General features: G+C 53.2%; 25 protein-coding genes. 7 read left to right on the forward strand and 18 right to left on the reverse strand.

Annotated elements, in window-relative coordinates; translation table 11 throughout:
* Positions 1 to 149: 149 nt before the first annotated feature.
* The 13 genes from X474_RS02200 to rnc form a co-directional block, all read right to left on the reverse strand.
* Complete coding sequence (locus X474_RS02200) at positions 150 to 2,759, reverse strand: PEP/pyruvate-binding domain-containing protein (RefSeq protein ID WP_044346629.1); 2,610 nt, start codon at positions 2,757 to 2,759, stop codon at positions 150 to 152.
* A 32-nt stretch (positions 2,760 to 2,791) separates the two neighbouring features.
* The gene (locus tag X474_RS02205) at positions 2,792 to 3,217 is read right to left on the reverse strand and encodes a response regulator (RefSeq protein ID WP_044346463.1); all 426 of its coding nucleotides are present in this window, start codon (positions 3,215 to 3,217) and stop codon (positions 2,792 to 2,794) included.
* A 90-nt stretch (positions 3,218 to 3,307) separates the two neighbouring features.
* The gene (locus X474_RS02210; RefSeq protein WP_044346465.1) at positions 3,308 to 4,003 is read right to left on the reverse strand and encodes a hypothetical protein; all 696 of its coding nucleotides are present in this window, start codon (positions 4,001 to 4,003) and stop codon (positions 3,308 to 3,310) included.
* 2 nt (positions 4,004 to 4,005) lie between these two features.
* On the reverse strand, positions 4,006 to 5,283 hold the full coding sequence (locus X474_RS02215; protein ID WP_044346467.1) for a sulfite exporter TauE/SafE family protein: 1,278 nt from the start codon (positions 5,281 to 5,283) through the stop codon (positions 4,006 to 4,008).
* A 110-nt stretch (positions 5,284 to 5,393) separates the two neighbouring features.
* Positions 5,394 to 5,777 (reverse strand): response regulator, encoded by a 384-nt coding sequence (locus X474_RS02220; protein ID WP_044346468.1) that lies wholly within the window; start codon positions 5,775 to 5,777, stop codon positions 5,394 to 5,396.
* Between the two features lie 9 nt (positions 5,778 to 5,786).
* A complete protein-coding gene (locus X474_RS02225; RefSeq protein ID WP_044346469.1) occupies positions 5,787 to 6,227 on the reverse strand; it encodes a response regulator in 441 nt (146 codons plus the stop codon).
* A 30-nt stretch (positions 6,228 to 6,257) separates the two neighbouring features.
* Positions 6,258 to 8,006: a sensor histidine kinase gene (locus X474_RS02230; protein WP_044346470.1), complete on the reverse strand. Its 1,749-nt coding sequence runs from the start codon at positions 8,004 to 8,006 to the stop codon at positions 6,258 to 6,260.
* A 265-nt stretch (positions 8,007 to 8,271) separates the two neighbouring features.
* Positions 8,272 to 9,696 carry a sigma-54-dependent transcriptional regulator gene (locus X474_RS02235; protein ID WP_044346471.1) on the reverse strand — a complete coding sequence of 475 codons (1,425 nt, stop codon included), beginning with the start codon at positions 9,694 to 9,696 and terminating at the stop codon, positions 8,272 to 8,274.
* Positions 9,697 to 10,107: 411 nt separating this feature from the next.
* Entirely contained in the window at positions 10,108 to 11,190 is a 1,083-nt protein-coding gene (gene serC, locus X474_RS02240) for a 3-phosphoserine/phosphohydroxythreonine transaminase (protein WP_044346630.1), read from the reverse strand.
* A 442-nt stretch (positions 11,191 to 11,632) separates the two neighbouring features.
* Entirely contained in the window at positions 11,633 to 11,827 is a 195-nt protein-coding gene (locus tag X474_RS02245; protein WP_044346474.1) for a hypothetical protein, read from the reverse strand.
* 108 nt (positions 11,828 to 11,935) lie between these two features.
* Positions 11,936 to 12,787 carry a LuxR C-terminal-related transcriptional regulator gene (locus X474_RS02250; protein WP_044346475.1) on the reverse strand — a complete coding sequence of 284 codons (852 nt, stop codon included), beginning with the start codon at positions 12,785 to 12,787 and terminating at the stop codon, positions 11,936 to 11,938.
* Positions 12,788 to 12,789: 2 nt separating this feature from the next.
* Entirely contained in the window at positions 12,790 to 13,698 is a 909-nt protein-coding gene (locus X474_RS02255) for an MBL fold metallo-hydrolase (RefSeq protein ID WP_044346476.1), read from the reverse strand.
* Positions 13,699 to 13,795: 97 nt separating this feature from the next.
* The gene (rnc, locus tag X474_RS02260) at positions 13,796 to 14,524 is read right to left on the reverse strand and encodes a ribonuclease III (protein WP_044346477.1); all 729 of its coding nucleotides are present in this window, start codon (positions 14,522 to 14,524) and stop codon (positions 13,796 to 13,798) included.
* Positions 14,525 to 14,830: 306 nt separating this feature from the next.
* Here rnc and X474_RS02265 point away from each other — a divergent pair, with 306 nt between their 5' ends.
* The 4 genes from X474_RS02265 (at position 14,831) to X474_RS02280 (ending at position 18,218) form a co-directional block, all read left to right on the forward strand.
* On the forward strand, positions 14,831 to 15,946 hold the full coding sequence (locus tag X474_RS02265; protein ID WP_197281927.1) for a glycosyltransferase family 4 protein: 1,116 nt from the start codon (positions 14,831 to 14,833) through the stop codon (positions 15,944 to 15,946).
* Entirely contained in the window at positions 15,946 to 16,728 is a 783-nt protein-coding gene (locus X474_RS02270; protein WP_044346479.1) for a polysaccharide deacetylase family protein, read from the forward strand. The genes X474_RS02265 and X474_RS02270 overlap by 1 nt, the downstream gene beginning before the upstream one ends.
* 88 nt (positions 16,729 to 16,816) lie before the next feature.
* The gene (locus X474_RS02275; protein WP_044346480.1) at positions 16,817 to 17,593 is read left to right on the forward strand and encodes a glycosyltransferase family 2 protein; all 777 of its coding nucleotides are present in this window, start codon (positions 16,817 to 16,819) and stop codon (positions 17,591 to 17,593) included.
* Positions 17,580 to 18,218, forward strand: a complete 639-nt coding sequence (locus tag X474_RS02280) for a hypothetical protein (protein WP_044346481.1) — start codon at positions 17,580 to 17,582, stop codon at positions 18,216 to 18,218. Before X474_RS02275 ends, X474_RS02280 begins: the two co-directional genes overlap by 14 nt.
* A 345-nt stretch (positions 18,219 to 18,563) precedes the next feature.
* Here X474_RS02280 and X474_RS02285 read toward each other — a convergent pair whose 3' ends face one another.
* The 5 genes from X474_RS02285 to ruvX all read right to left on the reverse strand — a co-directional run bounded on the left by X474_RS02285 (position 18,564) and on the right by ruvX (position 22,690).
* A complete protein-coding gene (locus tag X474_RS02285; RefSeq protein WP_044346482.1) occupies positions 18,564 to 19,529 on the reverse strand; it encodes an electron transfer flavoprotein subunit alpha/FixB family protein in 966 nt (321 codons plus the stop codon).
* A gap of 61 nt (positions 19,530 to 19,590) precedes the next feature.
* Positions 19,591 to 20,361: an electron transfer flavoprotein subunit beta/FixA family protein gene (locus X474_RS02290; protein ID WP_044346484.1), complete on the reverse strand. Its 771-nt coding sequence runs from the start codon at positions 20,359 to 20,361 to the stop codon at positions 19,591 to 19,593.
* An 84-nt stretch (positions 20,362 to 20,445) separates the two neighbouring features.
* Positions 20,446 to 21,051 carry a TetR/AcrR family transcriptional regulator gene (locus X474_RS02295; protein ID WP_044346486.1) on the reverse strand — a complete coding sequence of 202 codons (606 nt, stop codon included), beginning with the start codon at positions 21,049 to 21,051 and terminating at the stop codon, positions 20,446 to 20,448.
* Positions 21,052 to 21,242: 191 nt separating this feature from the next.
* Positions 21,243 to 22,253 (reverse strand): endolytic transglycosylase MltG, encoded by a 1,011-nt coding sequence (gene mltG, locus X474_RS02300; protein WP_044346488.1) that lies wholly within the window; start codon positions 22,251 to 22,253, stop codon positions 21,243 to 21,245.
* Positions 22,250 to 22,690 (reverse strand): Holliday junction resolvase RuvX, encoded by a 441-nt coding sequence (ruvX, locus tag X474_RS02305; protein ID WP_044346489.1) that lies wholly within the window; start codon positions 22,688 to 22,690, stop codon positions 22,250 to 22,252. The genes mltG and ruvX overlap by 4 nt, the downstream gene beginning before the upstream one ends.
* A gap of 357 nt (positions 22,691 to 23,047) precedes the next feature.
* Between ruvX and X474_RS02310 the strand changes: the two genes are divergently transcribed.
* The 3 genes from X474_RS02310 (at position 23,048) to X474_RS02320 (ending at position 26,388) form a co-directional block, all read left to right on the forward strand.
* A complete protein-coding gene (locus tag X474_RS02310) occupies positions 23,048 to 23,509 on the forward strand; it encodes a response regulator (RefSeq protein ID WP_044346631.1) in 462 nt (153 codons plus the stop codon).
* Positions 23,510 to 23,861: 352 nt separating this feature from the next.
* Positions 23,862 to 25,769 carry a selenocysteine-specific translation elongation factor gene (gene selB, locus X474_RS02315; RefSeq protein WP_044346490.1) on the forward strand — a complete coding sequence of 636 codons (1,908 nt, stop codon included), beginning with the start codon at positions 23,862 to 23,864 and terminating at the stop codon, positions 25,767 to 25,769.
* 244 nt (positions 25,770 to 26,013) lie between these two features.
* Entirely contained in the window at positions 26,014 to 26,388 is a 375-nt protein-coding gene (locus X474_RS02320; RefSeq protein ID WP_044346491.1) for a RidA family protein, read from the forward strand.
* The last annotated feature ends 25 nt before the right edge of the window (positions 26,389 to 26,413 follow it).

The following is a 26,413-nucleotide window of genomic DNA, read 5'->3' on the forward strand; positions in this document are numbered from 1 at the left end:
CTTTGGCGTGAGGGATTTCTCTGGAGAACCGGGCGATTATTTGACGGGATACTTTACAGCTTTCCGACTGAATATGCAAATCTCCCCCGGACTGAAAGGGAATGAAAAATAAAAAATGCTGTTTTTTCTTTCTCAAGCAGAACAATGGTTTAGTGAGACTTAAATTGCCGGTTGATTTTCTCTATATCGCTATTCATCTTGTTTCGGTAATGAGTTACCGCCTTGGGGTCGGTCATGACCATGTCCAGTTGCCTGGTGTGCATTAAGAGGTATCCCACCACCCTCAGCCTCATCTCCATATCCTCAAGGGAGATTTGCTCCACCCTGGCCTGGGCGGTGTCTTCCTTTATAGAGACCCTGAAATCCAACTCATCTAAGATTTCAGCCAAAAACTGCACCCTGGCGTGTTTTCTTTTAAGGTCTGCCGCTCCGCCCTTAAAGGCAAAGCTGAGATAGTTTTCCATGAGCCGGGGACCGGCCATGGCCTCCACCGTGGCGAAATGGAAACCGAAACGGGATTGCAGGTTCATGAAATACCTGGAGATCATGAAATAGTTCTTGTTGGAAAAGGAGGTCTTGAAAGGTGTGGCCAGAGCCGGGTTGGTGGTGGCCTGGAACATCACAGAGGCAAAGCCCTTGCCGCTCACCGCAGGGGGGCCTTGCCAGGGAATGGCCACCATGCCTTCCCAAAGGGCCAGAAGCGGGGTGCAGGCTATCTGGTCAAGCTTTACATATTTTCCGTTGACCTCCTCTTTAAAGCCGTCATCCAGGTTAATGATCCACCACTGCATGGGAACCTTGTAGTGCAATTGTTTACTGGCTTTGGCGGCGAACTGGTCTTCCTTGTTGAAGTTGAACATCTCCTGCACTGATTTTTCATGGCAGAATCTGGTGAGGTCATGGAAGGTTTGGCAGTTGGCCCCCTTAAAGGCCAGGGAATCCGGGTCCAGCAGGTTAAGGGGGGTGATCAGCTTTAAGGCCTTTTCCAGGGTTTTATGGACCGGGCTGCCCTGAATAAGCGATTGGCGGCGCTCTGTGTTCTGAAGCACCTCCTCAACCAGGCCCTTAAAGATCCGGCCTTGATCCGCATCCACAGTTATCTCAATGCCGTTTTCCAGTTTGTCCAGTTCATCTTTGAGGTTGAAGACACCGGGCAGGCGGTATTCCCTGGCCACGGTGGCCAGGTGACCGGCCATGCCGCCGGTTCCGGAAAGCACGGCCACCGCTCTGCCCAACAGCGCAGCCCACCTGGGGGAGGGCTGCTCAACCACCAGAACGGCCTGGTCCGGAAAGCGCATGGCGTCGCTGTTCTTTCGCACCCAATAAACCGGGCCAAAGGCCGAACCGGGACTTATTTTGAGCCCGTCCTTTATCCAAGGTTCAGCCTTGACAGGCACTTCCTGTTTTGGTTTTTCCGGTTCTTCCGACTGACCCAGGGGCCTGGTTTGCAGGATAAAGAGATTGCCCTCATGGTCATAGGCCCATTCCACATCCTGATATGAGCCATAGTGTTTTTCCATGGTCAGGGATTTCTGGGCAATGTCGAGCACCTGTTTTTCTGTCAACGAGGGGGCCTTGGCCTCGTCACCGGTGGGGGTGAGGCGGCAGATTCCTTCTTCGGGATAGCAGACATAGGCGGTGTCTTTCTGGACGATGCTTTCTTCTTTGATGGTAAGGGATTCGCCTCTTTCGACTACAAACAAATCCGCCTGGGTTCTGCCGTCGACCACGGAGCGGGGCAGGCCCAGGGTGGCGTTTATCTGGATAGCGTCGTCCCCGTCCTTAAGGGGGTTGGCCGTATAAACCACCCCTCCGCTTTTGGCGTCGACCATGGTCAGGCAACCCACGCACATGGCCACGTCCGAATCCCTGATTCCCCTCATCAGGCGATAATGCATGGCCTGGGGGGTGTATTTACTGGCCACCACTTCCTTGTAGGTGTCCAGGATGTGTTGGGGGCTGACATTTAAGTGGCTGGCGTATTGTCCGGCAAAAGAGGCCTTGGCCGAATCCTCGCCCAGGGCGCTGGAGCGCAGGGAGACGGTGACTCCCTTGCCTGCCTGTTTCTCCAGGCGGGCGTAGGCATCTTCTATCTGACGGGTCATCTCCTCCGGAACCGGTGCTTTTACGATTTTTTGCTGAATTTGAGAACTAAGTTTGAACAGGTCGTCCATGCGTTCCAGGACAGCGCTCTGCAAAAGCCGGTCTATTTCCGCGATCAGGTTGTTCTTTGAAAGGAAAAAGTGAAAAGCCCGGGCTGTAAGGCAAAAACCCGGCGGAGTGGGTATGGCGATACGGTTTCTGACCTCGCCTAAGTTGGCCATTTTGTTGCCCACCAGGTGAGCTTCATTTTTGGTGACTTGATCCAGGTCGAGTATCAATTCACCTTGTTCCGAGGGAAGCTTGGGGGCCAGAATCTGGTTTATGGCCTTTTGGATCTCCTGGTGGCGCTCGAAAAGCACCTGGTATTTTTCCGGGGCCAGTTCGTTCATCAGATTGATCATCTGAAAAACGTTTACACCCAGGCTGGTGCAGACCCCGCGGATAAAGCTCATGCCATAGACGCGGTCTCCGACCAGGGCGGATTCCAGCTCGGCCATCAGCTCCAAGGCCTTGTTGTTGGCCGCCAGAAGCAGTTTGAAATTGTGGTAACGGGAACGGAATTCGGCGGTGAGTTCTTCTTGGCTGAGACCGGGGCCTGATGATGTTTTTTTCAGGCCCGGAATAATGGAGCCCAGTTTCAGCAAAAGGTTTTTCATGGAAAAATCACAGCCGATCCTCTTTGAACCCACTAGGGCTCGGTCTTTTTGGCCTTGGCCCTAAGGCAATTGATCTTGTCCTCTTGAAGGCATCGTTTGCGATAGGCGTCTTCTATCTTGTAGACCAGCTCATCCAGGGCCACCGGTTTTAAGAGATAATCAAAAGCGCCCAGGGCCATGCCCTGAATAGAGGCCTCCAGGCTGGCATGACCGGTAAGCAGGATCACCTCCAAAAGGGGATGGGCTTTTTTCATGGCTCGGATGGTTTCAATGCCGTCCATTCCCGGCATCATCACATCCAGGAGCACCACATCCACAGACTGGTCCGCAAGGATTTCCAGGGCCTTTTCCCCGCTGTGAGCGGTGAGCACATTGATTTTGCGCAGGGTGAGGCGTTTGGAAAGGGGTTCAATGAAATCCTTTTCATCATCCACTACCAGGAGATTGATGCCTTGCACTTTTGCACTCTTTTTTTCGAAAAGCGCCTTTTCCGCCGACCAGTTGCCCCGGTCGGCGGAAAAGGTGATTTGTTTGATAGAAATTTAGGCTTAATGGGCTTCCAGTTGGAATCCGGCTCCTTCAAATAAGAACATCACAGCATAACCATACCATACCGTGTACACCACATAGAATATCAGGGAGAAGAGCACAATACCCCAGCGGTCCCCAATATTCTGAGGGGTTATTCCATAGTAGTTATAGGCGCATTCCACCACTTTTTTCTGAAGCGTGCCGGTGAATTTGGCATTGGTAAACTGCTTTTGGCGGTTGAAGTCCTTGATCACTTCTTTTAAGGTGGCCCACCAGGCATAGAGCATTAGCTTTCCGTTTTTATTGTAGCGCGTTTCGAGCTCTTTACCCTTGTTGTGGAACATATTGTCCGAGTCGGTTATGCAAGATGCTAAAACAGCCCCGAAATCCCCTTTGAATTTTACTGTCTCGGCTTCCCTGGTCACCTGGCCGCCGGAAGCCTCGAGCAGCATGGCGGTTCTCATGGCCTGGTTTTCGTTACCCATTTTAAGGGTGAGGTTGATTTCCTTGCCGCTGAAGGCCTGGCTTTCCTTTTTGACTTGCGGGATGTAATAGGCCGAGGCCTTGGAGATTGAGTTGTACAGGGCGTCTAAGTATTCCAATCCGTTATGACCATTGAACAGAGGCGTGAACAGGCCGAAAAGCACCACTGCAAAGGCAACCAGCATGGCAAAGCCGAGGATTAATTTCTTTTTGTTATTGCGTGCCGCCATGATCACACCTCCACCCCGCGCAGGTTTTTGATGTGAGCCACAAAGGTGCCTATGACCCAGATTCCGAACATGGCGATGACCACGAAAAAGGCCCATACGCCAATGGAGTCAAGGGTGGCGGCAGTGCCTTTGCTGATGCTTATCATCTCCATTTCGCCCAGTTTGCCCGGCAGGGCAAAGATGCGGTTTACGAAACCGGCCAGAACCGCCATGGCGTAAAAGCCCCTGATGGTGATTCCGGGCACTACCTTGGTGACCATGGCCCCGATCTGGATGCCCAAAAGGGAACCCAGAAGCATGCCCATGGCCAAGGTGTAGAAGATAAAGCCGTAGATAGCGTACTGGCTCACAGCCGCGTAACCCGCGGTAAAGACAATCTGGAAGATGTCCGTGCCGACTGTGGTCATGGAGGAAACGCCTAACACATATACAAAGATGGGGAAAGTCAGGAATCCGCCTCCCACACCCATGATGGCCGCGGCAAAGCCCACCAGAAAACCACTGGCTACAAGAAATATCGCTGAAATGCGGCGTCCTCCGGGGACCAGGTTCTGGTCAAAGGTGACCATGGGGGGGATGTTCATGCCCTGAAGTTTCTGGGGAAGGTTGCCAAGCTCGGCGCCTTCACCGCCGCCGTGGGCCGAACCCGAGTCGCCGGATTTGCGGGCCTTTAAAAAGTCCTGTAGAGCATAGGCTCCCAAAAGGCCCAGCATCAGAACATAGATGGTTGTAATAAAGGCATCGCTTAAAACCGGGTTGATTTCATAAAGGGTCCGGTTGATAACACCGCCGGTGGTGGCCCCGCCAATGGCTCCAATCAAGAAGATAAGAGCCAAAGACACGCTGACATTGCCGAGTTTGCGGTGGATCACACTCCCCATGATGGCCTTGGCAAAGATGTGGAAAAGGTCGGTGCCCACTGCCAGGATGCCTTTGATGCCGGCGCTCATCAGGGCGGGGGCGATGATGAAACCGCCGCCGGCGCCGATGCAGCCGGTAATCAGGCCGGCGCCCAAGCCGATCAAAATGGAAGCTAAAAAGATGCCCAGGGAATAAAAGGCCGGGCTATATGCCTTTTTACCTCCCAGCACGTCGGGCAGGTTGTCCACAATGGGGTCTGCAAAGGCGACCCCGCCTATGATAATGGGTATGATTAACAGTCCCAGAATGGCCAGGCGCTTTTTGTCTCCTGTAATGGTGCGGGAGACATCCAACTCCCATTTGGCGTGGGCCCTGGCTCCTGCCATCATGAACTGGCCCCACTGCTTGAAGAAACTCATATCCACTCACCTCCAGATATAGCTAGGGCGTTCTTACGGGATTTAACCCGTTTTACGTTGTAATGGCTCAAACCGGACCCGCCCCTGGCGCCTTGGGGAGGGCCGCTTTATTAATTTTTGGCTTGCATGGCCGCCTCGATCCTTTCCAAGAGCACCTTTAAATCACAGGGCTTGGTAAGGTAGTCAAAGGCTCCCATGTTGATCCCTTCCCTGGCCGCCTGCTCTGAGCCATGACCGGTCAGGATGATGACTTCAAGGGAAGGATCCATTTTTTTGAATATCTTGAGAACCTCTATGCCATCCATGTCCTCCATTTTGAGGTCCACCACAGCCACGTCATAGTCGTTTTTTCTTAGGGCCTGGATTGCCTCGGCCCCGTTGTTGATGGCTGTAACGTTCAGGTTGCGCTTGTTCAGGCGCTTGGAAAGAACCTCTAAATATCCGTCTTCATCGTCCACCAAGAGCAACCGTATCTTTTTTGCTAAGGCGGTCATGTAATACCTCTAGTCGCCGCGTCTCAGGGCGATCATCTGGGCGCGGGCTTCCAGTATTTTGGCCTCGTGCAGACGTTTTTTCCGGCAGGCCTCTTCCACTTTGGAGATAAGAACCTCCATGTCACAGGGCTTCATGAGGTAGTCAAAGGCACCTCTTTTCATGCCCTCAATGGCGCTTTCCACCGTGGCGTGGCCGGTCAGCATGATAACTTCCAGGGTGGGGTGCTCGGCCTTTATGGCGGCCAGAGTCTCCAGTCCGTCCATACCTGGCATTTTGACGTCCAGGATCACAACGTCTATCTTGCTGGGTCCGCCGTCGTCGATGATTTTGAGCGCTTCGGGGCCGCTTAAGGCCACACTTACACTTACTCCCCTTTTGTCCAGGCGTTTGGCCATGGTTTCAACAAAAGGGGCCTCGTCATCGACAAGTAGAACTGAAGGCTTAACCATTGCGATACCTCCATTAAGTCAGGGTCTCCCTCACGCCTGGCGAGGGGAATAAGTGGGGGCTTTTTTTCCGGTTTTGTCTTCCTCGGTTGCCGCTTCCCCGCCATGGGCGGGAAGATTCACCGTAAAGGAAGTGCCTTGCCCGACATTGCTGCGAAGGCTCAGGGTGCCCCCTAATTTATTTACTATTCCATAACAGATCGAAAGTCCTAATCCGGTTCCCTGGCCCACCGGCTTGGTGGTGAAAAAGGGATCGAATATCCTGGGCAGATTGGCCTCGGGGATGCCTTCACCCGTGTCTTCCACCTCCATCAGCACCTGACCGTCTTGGTGAGAGGTTCGCACTGTTACATATCCGCCGCCGGGACCTATGGCATCCACAGCGTTATTTACCAGATTCAAAAGCACCTGCTGCAATTCGGCCGGTGAGGCCATCACGGGCGGAAGCCCCTGGGCCAGGTAAGTCTCCAGCTTTACGTTTGCGTAGCGGGTCTTTTGGGTCAATAACCCCAATACTTCCTCCACCAGCAGGTTAACCTGCACCTGGCTGGGGGCGGGGTCTGTTTTGCGGGCAAAACTCAAAAGTTTGTGGGTGATCTCCTTGCAGCGGTCCCCCTGGGTGCGGATCTGCCCCACTGCCCGCTTTATCTCGTCCATGTTTTCGGCCTGGTTTTCATATCCGTCGCTTAAAAGGTCTTCAATCCAACCCGCTTCTTCCACCATTATCGCCACCGGGTTGTTTATTTCATGGGCAATGCCCGCGGCCAGCTCGCCGATGGAGGCCAGCCTCCCGGCCTCAATGACCGAGCGGCTCATTACCGCCTTTTGATCCTGGGCCTGGTGAATATGTTCCAACACCTTTCGGGAGAGCAGAAAAGAAACCAGAATGACGATAACGCCGCTTATCAGGAAGATGTAAAGGGCCATTCTTCTGGCCGACTGCAGATGGGTGAAGGCATCTTGCGCTTCCTGTTGCAGACAAAGCACCCACTCTCCCCCCTTGAGGGCAGCCATGGCAAAGATGGATTCCTGTCCAAAGGCATCCGGCCTCAATACCACGGGGATGCGCTCCGGGTTAAGTTTGCCCTTTAATAAGTCGTTGTACGGCCCCCGGTTTAAAATAACTTCAAAGCGGGGCTTGGTCTGAAATTCTCCCTGCCGGTCCAGGATAAAGGCGAATCCGGTCTCCCCCAGTCTTATGTTGGCCACCAGGGCGTTAAAGGCCTCGAAATCAATGCTGGCCTTCAATAAGTAGGTTTTGTTGCCCCATTTTTTATGCACCGCCACGATAAAGTGGGGGGTGCCCCTTAAACCCGCAAAAACATCGGAAATATAAAGCTCATTGCCAAGGGCTTCCTTAAACCAGGCAGCCTGGGAATAGTCGGCCAAGGTTAGGTTGAAGGGCCCGGCATAGGCCACCTGTATTCCCTTGGTGTCAACCAGCCCCAGATCCACAAAAACCGCGCCGTATTCTTCGCGCATCAGCCCCAGCTTTTGCCTGAGGAAAGTGCTGTTGGCCAGGTTTTCCGGAGCCGAGGAGCGGGACAAAACCCTTATGTTGGCCAAACGGTCGTTTAAAAATAAATCTATGCTGTGGCTGTGCTTCTGCACCAGCTCTCGCAGGTGATCAAAAACCTTGGCCTTATAGGCTTTGCCAAACTCCTCCAGCATGATAAAGCCGGTCAGGGCCAAGGGAATCAGGGAGACCACCACCACTATGAGGACCAGGTTCCTCCTCAAAGGGGCGACGGCGCTCCTGGCTTTTTCGGTGTCTGAGAACATGATTGTTTATCAAAACCTCCAAAGCAGCCGGGTTTGAAAACAAGCTTCCGGCTCTGTGGAAAACATTTGCAACGGTTGTGCCTGAATCCCCCTGTCGGGGGCGAATATCGGCTCATATCCAGGGTAACGCTTAAAAAACGTTACTGATTTGCGTAAGTTGTCTCGGGTGTGATCTGCCCGGGAGATAGCTTTCATCGAGTCGGGATGCGGGTGGGTGTTTGCAAAAATGGTGTCTGTTTTTTTTACACCGGTGTCAAATGTGTTATCAATCCATGATGACATAGGTCTCATCGCGTAAACCGTATTTTGACATTTTGGCCAAAAGCGTGGGTCTGGAGACTCCCAGAAGCTTGGATGCCTTGGTGCGGTTGCCTCCGGTGATCTTAAGCGCTTCGGCCACAATGAGTTTACCCACATGGTCGGTCATCTGGGTCAGCAGATTGCCCTCCCCGGCTGCCATGCTCCATCTGGCCCAGTTGCGCACCGCCTCGTCGCAACCCACCGGGACTCCCTTGCCCGCCGGATCTCCCAGGGCCAGGCCCTTTACATCTTCCTCGCCTATGGTGCGGCCTTGGCTGAAAATAAGGCATTTTTCCAGGACATTGGCCAGTTCACGCACGTTTCCCGGCCAGGAGTGGCCGCACAAAAGAGCCACCGCGTCTTTGGTGATCCCCGGATTTCTCACCCCCAGGGAAGCGGAAAAACGGGCCAGGAAATATTCACTTAAGATGGGGATGTCGTCCGGGCGTTTGCGCAAAGGGGGCAGGTTTATGGAGACCACATTGAGGCGATAATAAAGGTCTTCCCTGAAACGCCCTTCCTTCATGGCCGTTTCCAGATCCCGGTTGGTTGCGGCTATGATGCGCACATCCACGGGAATGGGGTTTTGCCCGCCCAGCCTTTCTATGGTGCGGTCTTGTAAAAGCCTGAGTATCTTGGCCTGTATGCCCGAAGGCATGTCTCCTATTTCATCAAGAAAAACAGTACCCCCGCTGGCGTGTTCCATCTTGCCGAGACGTCTGGTGGTTGCTCCGGTAAAGGCCCCTTTTTCATAGCCAAAGAGTTCACTTTCCAAAAGCGTCTCCGGTATGGCCACGCAGTTGACCACCATAAAGGGCCTGCCCTCCCGGGTGGAATGCTGATAAAGGGCCCTGGCCACCAGTTCCTTGCCTGTTCCGGATTCTCCCCTGACAAGTACGGTGGCGTCTGTGGGGGCTGCCCGGCCAATGGATTTGTAGATCTCCTGCATGGGCTTGGAGCGCCCCACCAGGGCAACCTGGTTCAGGGAAGCCGGGCCCTGATCCATGCTCACCTGGGTGCGGGAGAACTCCCCGGCCTCAAGCGCCTGCCTGGTCAGGTTTAGGATTTCCTTTTGGGGTATGGGGGTGAGGACATAGTCAAAAACCCCCAGCTTGGCAGCTTCGATAGCCTCGTCGGTGGTCCCGTGACGGCTGGTTATGATCACCGGCAGTTTCGGGTCCATCCGGTGCAGGTCGTCAAAGGCGCTTAAACCCTTTTTCCCGGGCAGGTTCTGGGCCATTATCACCAGATCAAAGCGACGCTCGGCCATCATCTCGGCTGCCGACTCGCCGGAATCAGTAGTGAAGACCCTGTGGCCATGGTCAAACAGAAGCCTTTCCAGCTTCTTTTGGCTGCGGTCATCCGGGTCAACGACCAGGATTCTGGCCATGCGGCCCTCCTTGGTGAAAAAGACTGTCTTCGCCCGCCGCTAGGGAAACGGGCTCGGATCCATACTTAACTAGTCGAGCTTTGTTTTAATTTGATCAGTTTCTTTTATACCATTAATGGAGTTGGGTGAAACAACGCTAAATGAAAAAATTCTCAATCACTTTTACCAAGGGAATAGGAGGCAAAAACAGAGCATTAGGGGATCTTCTTTGCTTAAAAAGCCGGTAATACTGGGTATTGGGAGATGGTTGGCTTTGTGAGAATAAAGGGCCCAAAGAGAAAAACCCCGGCTTTTACCTAAAAAAGCCGGGGTTTTTCATGGTGCGTTATTTTTCCGGTGTCATAAGGCCGCCTGCAAGAAGCCTGTCAAGCGGGTCGGGGAAGTTCTAACCACCCCGACGCTACGCCCCTGTCAGCCGTTTTTGGCGGCAAAGTCGGCCATAAAGTCGGCCAGGGCGTCGGCGCCTGCCTGGGGCATGGCGTTATAGATGGAGGCGCGGCAGCCGCCCACCGAGCGGTGACCCTTGAGGCCCTTAAGCCCCTGTTCCGCGGCTTCTTTGATAAAGACCGGTTCCAAGTCCTCATTGGCCAGGCGGAAGGTCACGTTCATCAGGGAGCGATCCTCGGGAGCTGCTGTGGCTTTATAGAAACCGCCGCTCTTATCAAAGGCGTCATATACGGTGCCCGCCTTTTTCTGATTCCTGGCTTCGGCTTTTTCAAGCCCGCCTACTTCCTCTTCCAACCAGGCCAGGACCAGCTCAAGCAGGTAAATGGCAAAGCAGGGGCAGGTGTTGGCCATGGAGTTTTTGGAGGCCTGGGTGGTGTAGCGTAAAAGGGTGGGGATGTCCTCGGGCACCCTTTCCAACATATCGTTTCTGATCACCGTAAGGCAGACACCGGCAGGGCCTAAGTTTTTCTGGGCGCCTGCGTAGAACAGGCCAAAGGGTTTGGGGTCAAAGGGCCTGGACATGATATCCGAGCTCATGTCGGCGATCACGGGCACATCCGCCTTGGGGAAGGTGTGAAACTGGGTGCCCTTGATGGTGTTGTTGGTGGTGAAATGCAGATAAGCCGCATCCTTGGGCACTTCATATTCTTTGGGAATATATGAGAAACCCTTATCTTCGGAAGAGGCGAGAACCACAGGGTCCTTACCCAGGATCTGGGCTTCTTTGATAGCTTTGGTGGACCAAGTGCCGGTGTTGATATAGGCCGGTTTCTTGCCCTGACACAAGTTCATGGGAATCTGATAAAACTGCTGGGAGGCTCCACCTTGTAAAAAGAGCACGGTAAAGTCGTCTGAAAGGCCCAAAAGACGCTTAACCCGGGCTACTGCAGAATTTACTACAGCGTCGAACTCGGGTGAGCGGTGGCTGATTTCAGTTATGGACATTCCAGTGCCTTTGTAGTCGAGCATTTCCGCCTGGACTTTTTCCAGGACCTGCAAAGGCAAGGTGGCGGGGCCGGGATTGAAATTGAATACGCGTGTGCTCATGACAATATCCCTTGAAAGCAAAAAAAAAATGAACCCAAAAGGGACGCGAAACGCGTCCCAAGGCTGTTGCCAAACAACCTGTACGCGGGCCATGGACGGCCCGCCGAATTGCGAGCCTTTCATAAGGCGAGTAATTCGATCCAGTTGGCAAAACCACGTTTTTGCCAACTGGCATCTCACAAAGTCCAGGAGGACTTTGTGAGCAAGCTAAGGACGCGAGACGCATCCTTTTGCTTTCCAAAACAGGCCTTACCTGTGCGGATACGGGCATTCCAAATGCCGCAACCGGATACTATCAACTACCCCTATTAAATAAAGAAGTCCACCCTAAACTTGCTAATTCCAGTAAAAGAAAGAGAAAAGCCGGTTAAACCCCTGCCCCGCCCGTTAGGGGGAAAAGGGGGTAAAACCGGCGATAATAGTGGATTTTTAGTTGTTTAACCTAAGCGTCCAGGGCCACCAGGGTCATGCCCAGTTTTTTCTCCAGCCCTTGAAGTTCGCTGACCTGGTCAGCGCTTAAATTTGCGGCGTTGGCCTGCTGGCAGGCATAAGCCAACACGACTTTTCCGGTCTTTTTTTCCAGGTTTTTAATTTGTTCCAAAGACGATTCGTCTATTTTGGCCAGAGTGCAATGCATATGGTCCTCCTTTTTGGTTTTCTGATCTTATAGATTTAAATTTTGCCAGATCAGAGCCTAAAGAAAAAACCAGTAAATTGACGGTAAAATAACAGGTAAAAACTGGTATTAGGCAAGGGAGAGGAGATAAGTGCGCAGGTTTTGGGCGCGGTCTTTAAGCCCCAGTTTGCGCCGCAGGTTGGCGCGGTGAAAATCCACTGTACGTGGGGAGGTGTTAAGGGCTTCGGCAATTTCCTTACTGGTTTGTCCTTCCTTGATCAGTCCGGCGACCTGGATTTCGGTGGGGGTAAGCCCCAGGAAACGCGAGGAAAGGGAGCGGGCAAAAGGGCTGGTAATCTCTTTTAAGTTTTCCACGGCGGCCCGGGCCAGGGCTTTTTGCTCGGGGCTGAGGTCTGAGCTTGCCAGCTTGTTGAGGTAGGGAAGGGCAAGGTGTTTGATCTGGGCCATCACCTTTTCTTCCAGCTCTGAGCGCTCTTTTTTGATTTGATCCAGCAAGAAAGTCAGTGCCGAGTTGGCCTGCTCCAGTTTTTGGGCCTGATCTTTGAGCATTACCTCCCTTTGCAGGATTTTTTCTTCCGCTGTCTTAATTTGGGTGATGTTTTCGTGGCTCACCACCAGCCTGGGCTGCCCCGGAGCATTGAGCCTGGTCACTCTCAGGTTGAACCAGCGTTTGACTCCGCTGCCGTGACAGTCGTATTGCAGCTCAAATTCATCTATCTCTTCCCGGGCCACGGATTTTATGCCCAATGCCACCTCACGGGCCTTTTCCGCTCCCGGCCCGGTGGCGCTTTCGCAGACGGCAAGGTAGTTCATGTCCGGAGTTTGCACCGCTCCTTTGGGGGCGTTTTTGAGGTGAAAATCATTCCAGGCCCGGTTGGTCTGGAGAATGCGGCCGCTTTTGTCCAATATGGCCACATGGGCGCTTATAGAGTCCAGAATACTTTTATCAATGGATTCCATGCTCAAGGTTCAAAACCCAGTTCCCGGGCAAGGTGGCTTACCCTGGCCTCAAGGTTTAAAAGATAGGCAGGCTCAGGCTGCTTGGGCTGGGGGCAGGGGTCATATTCCGCTGCCTTGACCTGCTCCATTACTTTTTTGATATTCCCCTGTTGCTCCAATAGAAGCCGATCCACCCATTTTTTGTAGTCCAGGGCCGCTTTTTCCGATTCCTTTAAAAATTCGCCTACATCTTCATCAGTGTAAACCCGCCTGTGGCCCTGACACAGCATTTTGGGCTTCAAGGCAACCGCTCTTTTTATATTCTCCAGATATTTGGCGTGGTTCACCAAAAATTCCGTGACTATGTAGCCGGTGGCGTCTGCGCAGCCGGTGGCTTCGGAGCTTATGAGGATATCTTTTTCCTTCAGGTGAAAGCTCAAGAAATCCCAGGTATGCCCAGGGGTGTACAAAACCTTTACAGTTGTATTCCGACCCAGTTTGACTTCGTCTCCCTCACTAAGAACCATATCGACCTGAAAAGGCAGAAAGGCAATATCCCGGCCCAGTCCGGGATGCCATTTCTCCACTTCCAGGGTGGCGTTTTCATTCAGTTTGGTCATGAGTTTTATTGCGCCGGGCCGGGACATGATCTCCGCGGCCCTTTGGGAGGCTGCGACCTTAAGTCCGGGAAAGACTTTTTTGAGGTAGCTTACCGCCCCGCAATGGTCGAAATGCACATGAGTGAGAAAAATGATCCCCGGTTTTTGGGGGCCGAGGATTTTTTTTATGTCTTCTTCATAGGCAGGTCCCAGACAGGTGAAGCCCGCGTCAAACAGGGCCGGGGTCTCAGCCTCCGCCAGATAAGAAGGGGTGGCGCTGTGTCCCAATACATGGAAACCCGGACATACCTTGCCTGTGCTGCTTATGATCACCTTTTATCCCCTGGATATTCCTAAAGGTTGTTTTTAAAAAAGCCTGCAGAAAAAAGGAGATCCCGGAGCCTTTTGGTAAAGGCTCCGGGATGGTTGCCTACTTCGCCAGGAAATCCGTTCCTTCTTTTTCTATGAGCTCAAGGCATCTGCGGGCTGCATTTTGCTCGGCTTCCTTTTTGGATTTGCCCACTCCCCTGGCCACGCGCTCACTTTTAATGGAAAGGGCCACCCTGAAGGTCTTATCATGGTCAGGGCCCTGGGTTTCCAGAAGCTGATAGCGTGGAGTGACGTGCAGCTCTTCCTGTACAAATTCCTGGATGCGGGTCTTGAAGTCCTTTTGCGGGGCTTTGGCTATGGCTCCTTCGGCATAGGGGCCAAGGAGCCTTGTGATTATAGCGTCAGTGACTTCAAGGCCCCCATCCAGGTAGGTTGCAGCCAGAACAGCTTCCAGGGCGTCGGCCAAAATGCTCGGCTTGTTGGAGCCGCTTTGTATCTCTTCTCCCCTTCCGAGGAGTAGAAAGCCGCCCAGATTGAGTGAACGGGCAATTGCGGCCAGGCGATGTTCATTGACCATGCTGGCCCTGGCTTTGCTGAGTCTGCCTTCTGATGCAGCGGGAAACCTCTGGTAAAGCATTTCGGTTACACAGAGTTCCAGCACGGCATCGCCCAGGAATTCAAGGCGCTCGTTGGATTCGAGGTTCAGGTCTGCGTGCTCATGCACATAGGAAGAATGATGCATGGCGGTTGCGAGTAGTTCCAGGTCATTGAATTTATGCCCCAAAAGAGCTGCCAACTCTTCCAGTTCCTCTTGTCGTTCGTCGTCCATCAGGCCTCCATTTACCCGGCTGTGTGGACTTGGCCAGCCGGGAGGACGAAAACACGGGCAACCGAGAAGCTTTATGCCTCCATTATTATGGGCTTGCGGTCACCGGGTTTGATGTTATTAAATTACAGCACCTTTTTACCGCTTGCAGAGGCTTTCATGCCCCGATTAAGCCAAAAAAGGGCTGCTTTTCGGTTTAAAATTACCGGCCGGGCTTTAAAACCGGCCTGGCCAAAGTATCAGCGGCCAATGCTTCGATGTCAACGGTCTCCTGGGGCGGTTGCGCGGATTTATCAGAAAAAAGGCAATATGTCATCATTTTACAAGATATTACACACCGAATGGTCCAATGGTTGGGGCGGGCAGGAGATCCGCATACTGGATGAATGCCTGGGAATGGCTGAAAGAGGCCATGAGGTGGAATTGGCCGGTTGCCCGGAAGGCAAGTTGCGCAAAAGGGCCCAGGAGTCGGGGCTTGTGTTTCATCCCATAGCCATGAAAGGCCCTTGGGATATAAACGCCCTGGCCAAACTGGTGGCCCTGATAAAAGCCAAGGGGATTGATATCATCCACACCCATTCCTCGGTGGATTCCTGGCTGGGCGGTTTTGCGGCCAGACTGGCCGGTATAAAATGTGTGCGCACCCGTCACCTGAGTGTTCCGGTAAGTAAAAACCCCTTGAATATTGTTTATAAACTGCCCCAGGCGGTGACCACCACCGGAGTGAGCATCCGCCGCCATCTGGTGGAGGACTACGGCCTGCCTCCGGAAAGGGTCACGTCCGTGCCCACCGGTGTTGACGCCAAGCGTTTTGCCCCGCGAGAGCCGGACCCTGAATTGGCCCGCGAGCTGGGGCTTGAGCCTGGGCGGAATGTGGTTGCCATGGTGGCGGTTCTAAGGAGCTGGAAAAGGCACGACCTTTTCTGCGCCATGGCCAGGGACCTGCTGGCCCAAAGGCCTGACACCCGCTTTTTGATTGTGGGCGACGGTCCGGGCTGGAAACGGATTAACGGTTACCTTGATGATAAGGGCCTGCGCCCGGCAGCAATAATGACCGGTCACAGAAACGACGTGGAGCGCATTCTGCCCTTGTGCACGGTCTGTGTTTTGGCCAGTGATAAGGCGGAAGGAGTGCCCCAGGCGGTTTTACAGCAGTTTGCCTGTCAAAAGGCTGTGGTTGCGGCTGACGCAGGTGACGTGGCCCAGGTGGTGCTCAATGAAAAGACGGGCCTTTTGGTTGAACCGGGCAGCAGTGACTCCCTTTTGGCCGGGGTCTCAAGGCTCCTGGATGATCCGGACCTGCGCGCTTCCCTGGGCCGGGCGGGCCGGGAGCTGGTAATGAAAAAACATTCCAAGAAAGTCATGCTCGACGCAACAGAAAAGGTCTATGCCGATCTCGGCGTCAAGAAACGGGAAGACGCCTGATGCAGGGCCTGATCTGGACGGCGGCCGCCCTGGCCGGATTGGGTTTTTCAGCCCGTTACACCTGGTGGCGGCCCGCTTTAAAGGGTGTGCCCATCTTCATGTATCATCACATTACCGATGAACTGAATGGCACCCCCCTGCCCAAATTGAGGGTATCTCCCCGTTGTTTTGCCCGGCAGTTGGATATCATTCAAAAAGCCGGTTTTCAGGCGGTCACCTTAAGCCGGGCCCTTTCTGCTGATGCCCCTGCCAAACCTTGCGTGATCAGTTTCGACGACGGCTATGACAATTTCCTCACCAATGCCTGGCCCCTTTTAAAAAAGCGGGGCATGAGCGCCACGGTTTTTCTGGTTACCAAAGAGATAGGCGGATCCAACCGCTGGGACCTGGGCAAGGGGGAGCCCCAAGAGGCCATGCTCTCCAGGGAACAGGTGCTGGATTTGGCTGATCAGGGGGTCGAGTTTGGCGGCCACACCAGGGATCACTTGAATCTCACCACTTTAGATGAGGCCGAACTGGCGGAGCAGATAAAAGGCTGTCAAAAGGACCTTACCCGTCTTTTGGGGAGCCCTGCCCGTGTTTTCAGCTATCCCTTTGGGGCCTATAATCAAAAAGCCGCGGATATGGCAAGGGAGGCTGGATTCGACTTAGCCTGCACCACCAGGCCGGGGAAAGCCGGGTCAGCGACTCCTCCCTTTGAACTTCCCAGAATAATAGTGAAAAGGGCTGACGACAGCCTGGACTTCCGCATCAAGCTTTCCCGGGCTAAAAGCCGTTTATGATTTGATCTTGCCAAAGATTTTTTCCTGGCGGATGCTAAAAAAAGGTTCCCAAAGGCTTAATTTAAGCAAGCATAGGAGATGACCTGCCATGCCCGGGTTGAGCGCTGCCCTGATCTGTAGAAATGAAGAGGAAAACCTGCCTGCCTGGCTGGAATCGGTTTCGGCCTTTGCCGATGAAGTGGTGGCTGTGGACTCCGGTTCTACCGACAACAGCCTGGCCGTTTTAAAGGAGGCGGGCGCCAAGGTTCGGTCCAGGGATTGGACTGGTTACGCAGACCAGCGAAACGCCGCCATGGATATGTGCACCGGCGACTGGATTGTTTTTCTGGATGCCGACGAACTGGTCGATCCGGAACTGGCCGCTTCCCTGAATTCCCTGAAGCAGGATAAAACAGGAGAATACGCAGGCTATGAGCTGGCTTTTAAGGTCTTTTTCTTTGGCCGCTTTTTAAGGCACGGCGGTTTTTTTCCGGAGCATCACTTAAGGCTGTTTCAAAGGGGAAAGGGCGGCTGGGCCAAGCGCCAGGTCCATGAAAGGCTTGAGGTCCAAGGCAAGGTGGGCAGGTTGCCGGGTTATGTGGAGCACTACTCCTATGACACGGTGGGTGAGTATATAAGCCGCATGCAGACCTACAGTGAACAGGCTGCCCGTCAGATGCATCTTTCCGGTAAAAAGACCACCCCCCTGGACGCCTGGTTTCACGGGTTTTGGAGCTTTTTCAACCGGTACCTCTTGCGCGGAGGTTTTTTGGACGGTTTTCAGGGCTATCTGGCCGCGCGCATGGAATCTCTTTACACCCTCACCAAATACACCAGATTGTGGGAGATGAAAAAAGGAGGGGCCCAAAAACATGAAACTGAGTAGCTCAAGTTTTTTCGCTCCGCTCAGCCGCATCTGCGCAATTATATGCCTTGTATTTTTCTTGCTTTGCAGCTTTTCCGTTTTTGGGTACGCCCGGAATTTAAGCCCAGTGGACGGCTTTGAAAAATATATTGAGGAAGCCAAAAAACACCTTTTGGCCAAGGAACCGGCGGCCACCCTGGCCGCTTTGCGCAAGGCCACGGCCGAGGCCTGGCGCAGGTTTCCCTTTACAGCGGTGAACGTGCATCTGGTCGCTGCCCAGCCCGCGGGCTATGGCCGCTTCATCCCCCGGGTGGATAACGTCTTCCGCCCCGGCGAACCACTTATTCTTTATCTGGAGCCTGTGGGGTTTGTGGTCAAAGAGGATAAAAACACCGGCAAGTATCGCTACCGCCTGGTGGCGGATTTCAATATGGTCGATGCCTGGGGCAGGGTGGTCAGCGGCCGCCGCACTGTGGGCCGTTTTGAAGGCGAGACAGCCCAGTTTCCAGACCGTTATCCCCTTACCTTTACCTACAGCCTTTCGGGCCTGCCGCCCGGAGAATACAAAGTGGAGACCATTATTCGGGATTTATTGGGCAAAAAGAGCCACACTGTTGTGACACCCATCAGGGTGGAGGGACCTTAGGCACACCCCCAAAATCAAAGATTTTCGGGGACCCCGCGTAAGTACATCCCCAAAAATCTGCGATTTTCCGGGGACCCCGTAAGAGCACCCTGAAATGTCAAGGCACTTCAGAGAACGGCAAGATTACCCACTGGAATTTTGAGCACTTTGGGGATCCGGGAAGAGCGGTGGTAAAGACGTGTGGCGGATTCGAATTGGGGATTTTGTTTTTTCAGGTCCGGGGGAGGGAAGCTCAAAGGCCATCCAGGCCCATTTGAGCGGAGGTATGGGCAGGGGAATGGATTTTAAAAAGAAAAGGCCGTCCCTTTTTTAAGGGAACGGCCTGGTTGTTTGGTCGAAGCTTTTCTAGCCGGCGCTTTTGCATTCCTCGGTCAGGGCCGGGACTACGTCAAACAGGTCGCCAACTACAGAGAAGTCGGCTTTCTGGTGAATCGGTGCGTCCGGGTCTTTGTTGATGGCCACGATGACCTTGGAGGAACCCATGCCCGCCAGGTGCTGGATGGCTCCCGAGATGCCGCAGGCAATATAGAGGTTGGGGGTGACAACCTTGCCGGTCTGTCCCACCTGGTCGCCATGGGGACGCCAACCCGCGTCCACCGCGGAACGGGAAGCGCCCACAGCGGCGTTCAAAAGGGAGGCCAGCTCTTCCAGGATGGCGAAGTTGTCCGAATCCTTCATGCCCCTGCCGCCGCTGACAATAATGGTGGCCTCGGTAAGATCCACCTTGCCTTCTTCTTCTTTTTCCACTTTGGTGCACTGGGCTTTGATCTCGGCGACTTCGGCGCTGAATTCTTCAACCACCGCTTCGCCGCCTGTTTCGGCTATTTCAAAGACATTGGGGCGCAATGACGCTATCTGCAGGTCGCTTGCGATCCTTACGTCCGCATAGACCTTGCCCGCATACATGGGGCGGGTGGCTATCAGATTGCCGTCTTCAACTTTGATGGCGGTGCAGTCCACGGCCACGCCTGCGTCCAGTTTGGCGGCCAGGCGTCCGGCCAGGTCCTTACCCTGCATGGAGGCCCCGAAAAGCACTGCCTTGGGGGCTTTTTCCTTGATGATCCCGGCCAAGGCCAGGCTGTAGGCGTCTGTGGTGTATTGGGCAAAGGCCTCGTTATCCGCATGGAAAACTTTGGCCACGCCGTATTTACCCAGTTCTTTGGCTTTATCGGCCATACCCTGGCCCAAGACCACGGCCGCGACTTCGCCGCCCAGATCAGCGGCTATCTTTTGCGCGGCTCCGGCAGCCTCAAACGTTACTTTACGGAACTCGCCGTCCCTGTGCTCGGCTATAACCCAAACATCTGCCATTTTATATAAACTCCTTCCGGGCGAAAGGTGCGATCCCTTTTCAGGAAAACAAAAAAACCTGTTAAATGACCTTGGCCTCTTCCCGCAGGGCCTTGGCCAATCCGGCGGCCAGCTCTTGGGGAGTCTCACCCTCAATGGCGCGGCCTGCCGCACGCTCAGGCGGCGGGCTCAGGGCGATGACTTCTATTTTGTCATCCCTTTCCATGCCGAGGTCCGCAAGGGTCTTGGTCTCAAAAGGTTTTTTCTTTGCTTTCATAATGCCCGGCAGGCTGGCGTACCTGGGTTCATTCAGGCCCTTTTGGGCGGTAACCACCGCAGGCAGGGAAGCCTCCAGGGTCAGGGTCTGGCCTTCCACCGGCCTGGTGGCCACTGCCTTGCCGTCTTCCACGGTAAGCTTGTTGATCACGGCCATCTGGGGCAGGTCCATGAACTCGGCCAAGGCTGCTCCGGCCAGGCCGCAGTCATCATCCACCGCCCTCTGGCCAAAGAAAATGAGGTCCGGATTCAAGGGTTCAACCGCCTTGGCCAATATCTTGGCTACACCCACGGGGTCTGCGCCGTAGATATCATCGTCTTCCACTAAAACGGCCTTGTCGGCGCCCATGGCCAGGGCGGTGCGCAAAGCCTCTGTGACCCGTTTGGGGCCTACGCCCACAACCGTTACTTCGCCGCCTTGGGCTTCCTTAATGCGCAAGGCTTCTTCCACGCCGAATTCGTCATAGGGATTCATCACCCACTTGATGTCCGAGGCGTCAATGTTTTTGCCGTCTGAGGCGATCTTGATTTGAGTTTCGGTGTCCGGTACTTGCTTTATGCACACCACTATGTTCACGGTGAGCTCCTCCTTCCTGTTTCTGCTACGTTGGAGGGAACTACTTGTGTTATCGCAACCGTGGGCGGTCGGTGGCGACACGTATTAGTTCCGAACCAATAGAACTCCATCTAAGAAATAGGAACTAATTTCAGTTGCCGCTGTCTCTATGGAATATTTCTTAACCGGAGACAGCACCCAATATCTGCTCATTTCGTCCAAGGCTCCGAAAAAGGCCCTTTTGAAGATTCCCGGCTTTACATCCTGCCTGAAAACGCCCTTTCCCTGCCCTTCCTTGACTATGTCGCTGATAAGATTAAGGTATTCTCCAAATTGGATAACCTTGTATTCCTTCATGAATTTGGAAGACTGACGTATCTCAACCTGAATAATTTCAGCCAATTCCTTGTGTTCTTCCACCAGACGCAGGTGGTTCAAGGCAAATTGTTTCAGTTTTTCCACCGGATCATCATAGTCGCTCATCGCCAGGCGGACTTTTTGTAAGATGGCGGCCATCTCTTCTTCAAACAGGCTTATCAGAATATCGTCTTTATTTTGAAAGTACAGATAGATAGTTCCGTCGGCCACCTTGGCTGCCCGGGCTATCTCGCTGACCTTGGAGTTGTAAAACCCGTTTCTGGCAAATACTTTCAGCGCCGCCTGGATGATTCTACGATGTTTATCACTGTTTTTCTTGGATGATTGGCTCAAGGGCTTTCAATCCCGTTTTAAAAGGGTGAGTTGGCTGGTTATAATGAATGACTATTCATTCAAATCACTAGCACGCCATAAAGTATCTGTCAACGGCTTTTTCACCCTTGCCAAGGTTGGCACTATAACCCGAGGCCGTAAAAAATGGCAAGAAAAACCTTGTTCCTGATCTGCGATTACATAGAGTGTAATCAATGGTTTTTCCGATACCTGCGCAGTTTGCGTACGGCCTTTCTATGCTCGCGGTAGTTACTGCTGAAGTAATGGCTGCCGTCGCCTTTCGCTACAAAATAGATGGATTTAGTCTTGGCGGGTTCCAGGGCCGCTGCCAGGCTTGCCTGGCCTGGGGAACAGATGGGGCCGGGCGGCAGACCCCTGTGCAGATAGGTGTTAAAGGGCGAGGGATATTCCAGATCCTTTTTTGTGAGCGTACCTTTGAAATCGGGTATGCCGTAGATCACCGTGGGGTCTGCCTGCAGGCGCATGCCCTTTTTCAAGCGGTTGTGGTAAACGCTTGAAATCAGTTTTCTTTCCTCCGGGAGTCTGGCTTCTTTTTCTATTATGCTGGCCAGGGTGACAACCTGGAGGCGGGAGAGGCCGGAAGCATTTCCCTTTTGGGCGAGTTTGTTCCATTTGGCCGTGAAACGCTTGACCATAATGGTGAGGACCTGCCTGGCCTTGACCCCCTTGGGCAAGAGATAGGTGTCCGGAAACAAAAAACCCTCCAGGCTGGGAGCCCGGATGCCCAGGGCGGCAATGAATTCCGGGTCGGTAAAGAGATTGTCGGCTCCGGTCATATTGATCACCCCCGAGGCGGCCAGGCGAGCCTTGATTTGCTTTAAATTAAAGCCTTCGGGTATGATTAGCTGATGCAACCGCACCTTGCCCCGAGTGAGGGCCTCTAGAATCCGGCGATTGGTAAAATGCGGGCTTAAGGAGTATTCACCGGCCTTTAAGGACCCTGCCTGATTGCTTAGCCTGGCGGCTATGACAAACAGGCTGGCCGAGTCTGTGACCTTTTTTTCCTCAAGTAATTTGGCAATGGCGCTGATGCCGAGCCCCTGGGGCACCTCCACGATTATTTCGGTTTTTTCAGTGCCGCATCTATGATCCAGGATCAAGGGCTTGGCTATCAGAAAAGCAAAAACGGCCAATAGCAATAAGGTCAGGATAATCAGGGGGACGAGCAGTTTCTTTTTCACGCTTCAGGTTCCTTATGGGCATCCAGGTAGCGTTTGAGAATCACTTGGGCAGCCAGCTTATCCACTGCCTGGCGCCTTTTTTGGCGGGAAACATCCGCCTCTAAAAGCACCTGCTCCGCTTCCACAGTGGTCTCAAATTCATCTATGAATTCAAGGGGCAGGCCACAGAAACGCTCCAGCCTCTTGCCAAAACGCATAATATGCTCGGCAGCCGGGCCCAGTTCACTCTCCGAGCGCTTGGGCAGGCCCATGACGATCAGCGCCACTTCGTGTTCCAAGATCAGGCCCCTGATGGCCTTGAGGTCCTTGTCTCGGTTTATTTGGGGCAGAACGCAAAGGGGCAGGGCAATTGAGGCGGTTTCATCGCTGATTGCCACTCCTATACGGCTTTTGCCGTAGTCGAGGGCCAGTATGCGGGTTTTGGTTTGCAGAGGCATTAGGCTATTATGATGATTTCATTTCCAGGCGACAAGTTGTGAAATTTTCAAATTCATATCTATCTGAAAAATAGGTCGAAAGCCAGGTGATTTCGGTAATGCCCTTTGTTTGAGGGCGTTTTCGGTGAAAGTTGCGCCCTTCTTCAAGGAGGCGTCATCAACGGAAAAGGTTACCGTTTGAGTGCTAAATTATATAACCCCTTATACAGACGGGATAACCATGCTAAAATTTTAACTAACAGGTTGCAGACTTTGACTATGGCCCTGATTTTGGGCCTGTTCAGGAACCGGCCTTGGGCTGCTTAACCGGTTTTTCCGCCAAGTGCCCTTGTTCAGAGGGCGGGGAGTGTGCAAATCATGGCCCAGTATCTGGATGTGATAATCCTGGATGATGATCCCATTGTGTGCCGGGTCTTAAAGGAGATCGTCACCTCTTTCTATGATTGGGGAAGCGTTCATACCTTTACGGATTTTTTAGAGGCCCGCACCTATTGTTTTGAGCGGGACACCAGCGTGGCTATTTTTATTCTGGACGTTTTTTTAAACGACAAAAGCGCCTTTGACTTTATAAACGAGATTAAGTTGCATTACCCCATGGCCCCGCAGGATACAGTGGTCATCACCGGTCAGGCCAGTGACGATGTGGTTGACCTGTGCATCACCACCGGGGTGAACCATCTCTTTGAAAAACCGGTAAGGCGCTATGCCCTGCAACTGGCCATCAGGGCCATTGCCAGTAAATACATTTCTTTTGCCCAGAAGCTGATGCAGGACCCGGATTTTGCCGCCGATGTCAAGAGGCTCGAGTCCCGGGACTGATTTTTTCCATAGCCGCCCCTTTAATTACCGCTCAAAAAAGAGCTTCCCTGTAACCGGGGAAAGGTGTTTAGGGCGAAGCTTTATTCTTTTCACTTCCGTTTGATCTTAATTTCGCTTCGCTTGAGGGGAAGACGGAATCCCTTTGCGTGATTTTGCATTATCAGCCGGAAAGGTGATCTATTCCCATTCCGCATCGGCTGTAAAAAGCGCTATGCTTGACTAGGCTTGCCTCAGAGCCATATATTTGTCTGGTCAAGAGGTCCGAAAGGCCGCAAGGCAATTTGGGACACCTTGCCCGAGCAGTAAAAGACTTGTAAATTCATGCGCCCCGAATACATAAGGAAATTAATTCATGAAGCAGATCGTCCTGGGAACGGCCGGCCATATTGACCACGGCAAGACAACCCTTATAAAGGCCCTTACCGGAATTGAGACAGACCGACTCAAAGAGGAGAAGAAAAGGGGCATTACCATTGAATTGGGTTTTGCCTATCTGGATCTTCCCTCAGGTCAGCGCCTGGGCATAGTTGACGTTCCGGGTCATGAAAAGTTCGTCAAGAACATGGTGGCGGGGGCTGCGGGAATAGATATGGTGGCGCTTATCATTGCCGCTGATGAAGGCGTGATGCCTCAGACCAGGGAGCATATGGACATATGCTCTCTTTTGGGGGTGGAAAAGGGCCTGGTTGTCCTCACCAAAGTGGATATGGTGGATGAGGAATGGCTGGAGCTGGTCACCGAAGACGTGAACGAGTATCTGGAAGGAACCTTTCTGGAAGGGGCCAACGTGCTGCCCGTATCCTCCACCACGGGCCAGGGTCTGGATGAATTAAAGGCGGAACTGGACCGGCTGGCCGGGGAGATGACCGAACGCTCGGCCCAGGGGCCTTTCCGTTTGCCTGTGGACCGGGTCTTTACCATGAAGGGTTTCGGCACCGTGGTCACCGGCACCGTGGTTGACGGCAAGGTTGAGCTGGGCCAGGAAATCGAGGTCATGCCCCAGGGGGTCAAGGCCAAGGTCAGGGGCGTTCAGGTGCACAATGAAGAGGTGGAGATCGCCCGCCGGGGGCAGCGCACCGCCATTAACCTGCAGGGGCTTGGCAAAAGCGATCTGAACCGGGGTGACGTACTTAGCCAAAGCGGGGTTCTTACTCCTTCTCTATGGGTTGATGTGGAGCTGACTGCTCTGGAAGATATGCAAAGGCCATTGAAACACAGGGCCCCGATCAGGTTTCATACCGGCTCCAGTGAGATCATGGGCCGAATAATGCTTCTGGACAGGGATGAGATGGCCGCCGGTGAAAAGGTGCTTTGTCAGCTCAGGCTGGAGAATATGGTGGCCGTGGCCGCAGGCGACCGCCTGGTTTTGCGTTCCTATTCGCCTGTAACCACCATTGCGGGCGGTCATATCCTGCATCCCCATCCCGGTCGTCACAAACGCAACCAGCCCGTGGTGATGGCCGACCTGGAGACCTTGCGTTCCGGCGACCCCAAAGACCGCATAATCGTGCATGTGCGTTTGGCCGAGGCCAAGGGAATGAGTTTAAAGGAGCTTCTGCCCTTGACCAATCTTGGCTCCAAGGTTTTGAATAATTTGTTGTCCGATATGCTCTCCAAACAGGAGCTGGTGCGTTTCGACAAGGAAAACGGGGTGTTCTTGGAAGCCAAGGTCTTAGCCGGGCTGATTGAGAACGCAGAAAACATGGTCGGTGAGTATCATCATCTGAATCCCCTTAAACCCGGCATTTCCAAGGAAGAGCTTAAGCAGCGCCTCGGCCGGGATATTTCACCCAAGCTCTTTAATTACATTTTGAAAAAAATGACTGATGGGAACACCTTAAAGGCGGAAAAAGATATATTGCGCCTGCCTGGCCATGAGGTTCGCCTGGCCGAGGATGAAGAGGCCTTGAAGAAAAAGTTGCTCAACGCCATTGAAAAAGGCGGCTTTACTCCGCCCAGACCCAGAGAGGTGGTGGAGGGCGACGACCTTAAGCACGCCAAGGAATTGTTGCGCCATATGGTGGATGAAGGCGTGTTGGTGAAGGTGAAGGAAGACCTTTATTACCACCATGAATCCTTAAATGAGATTAAAACCCGTTTGGGTGATTATTTGAAGGAAAACGAGCGGATCACCACCCCCGAATTCAAGGATCTCACCGGGCTTTCCCGTAAATATCTGATTCCCCTTTTGGAGTACTTTGACACCAGCCTGTTCACCATGCGGGTGGGAGAAGAGCGTATATTGCGCAAAAGAAGCTGAGCAATCAAAAAGGTTGGATTTGATTTTCCATTGCCGGTGGCTTGGGGGATGATGCGTGTTTGGCAAAATTGTTGCTGGCAAAGACTTGCTTTCACGTCTATATACCCAGTATGCAATAACTGTGTGGAAAAAAGTTTAACCATACGGAACGCTTCTTCTTCGTTGGGCGCTGAAGGCCCGCAAGGAATAATTAAAACAAGGCCCTGGCGGTTTTGCCGGACCAGATAAGGAAAGGTATTTTCAGATGAAAGAACAGATCAAGACTGATAAGGCCCCTGCGGCTATCGGACCCTACTCCCAGGCCGTTAAATCCAATGGTTTCGTTTTCTGCTCCGGCCAGCTGGCCATCAATCCCGAGACCGGCAAGGTGGAGGGTGATGTGCAGGAACAGACCAAGACCCTTTTGACCAACATGGGAAACATCCTGGCCGAGGCCGGCTCCAGCCTGGATAAAGTGGTCAAGACCACAGTTTTTTTGGCTGACATTAAGGATTTCGCGGCAGTGAACGAGGTGTATGCCACCTTCTTCAAGGAAATCCCGCCCGCCCGTTCAGCCTTCCAGGTGGCCAACTTGCCCTTGGGCGGTCTGGTTGAGATCGAGGCTATTGCAGAGGCCTAACAGAAAAAGCCTTGTTAATAAAAAA

It is taken from the genome of Dethiosulfatarculus sandiegensis (assembly GCF_000931935.2).
Classification (GTDB): domain Bacteria; phylum Desulfobacterota; class Desulfarculia; order Desulfarculales; family Desulfarculaceae; genus Dethiosulfatarculus; species Dethiosulfatarculus sandiegensis.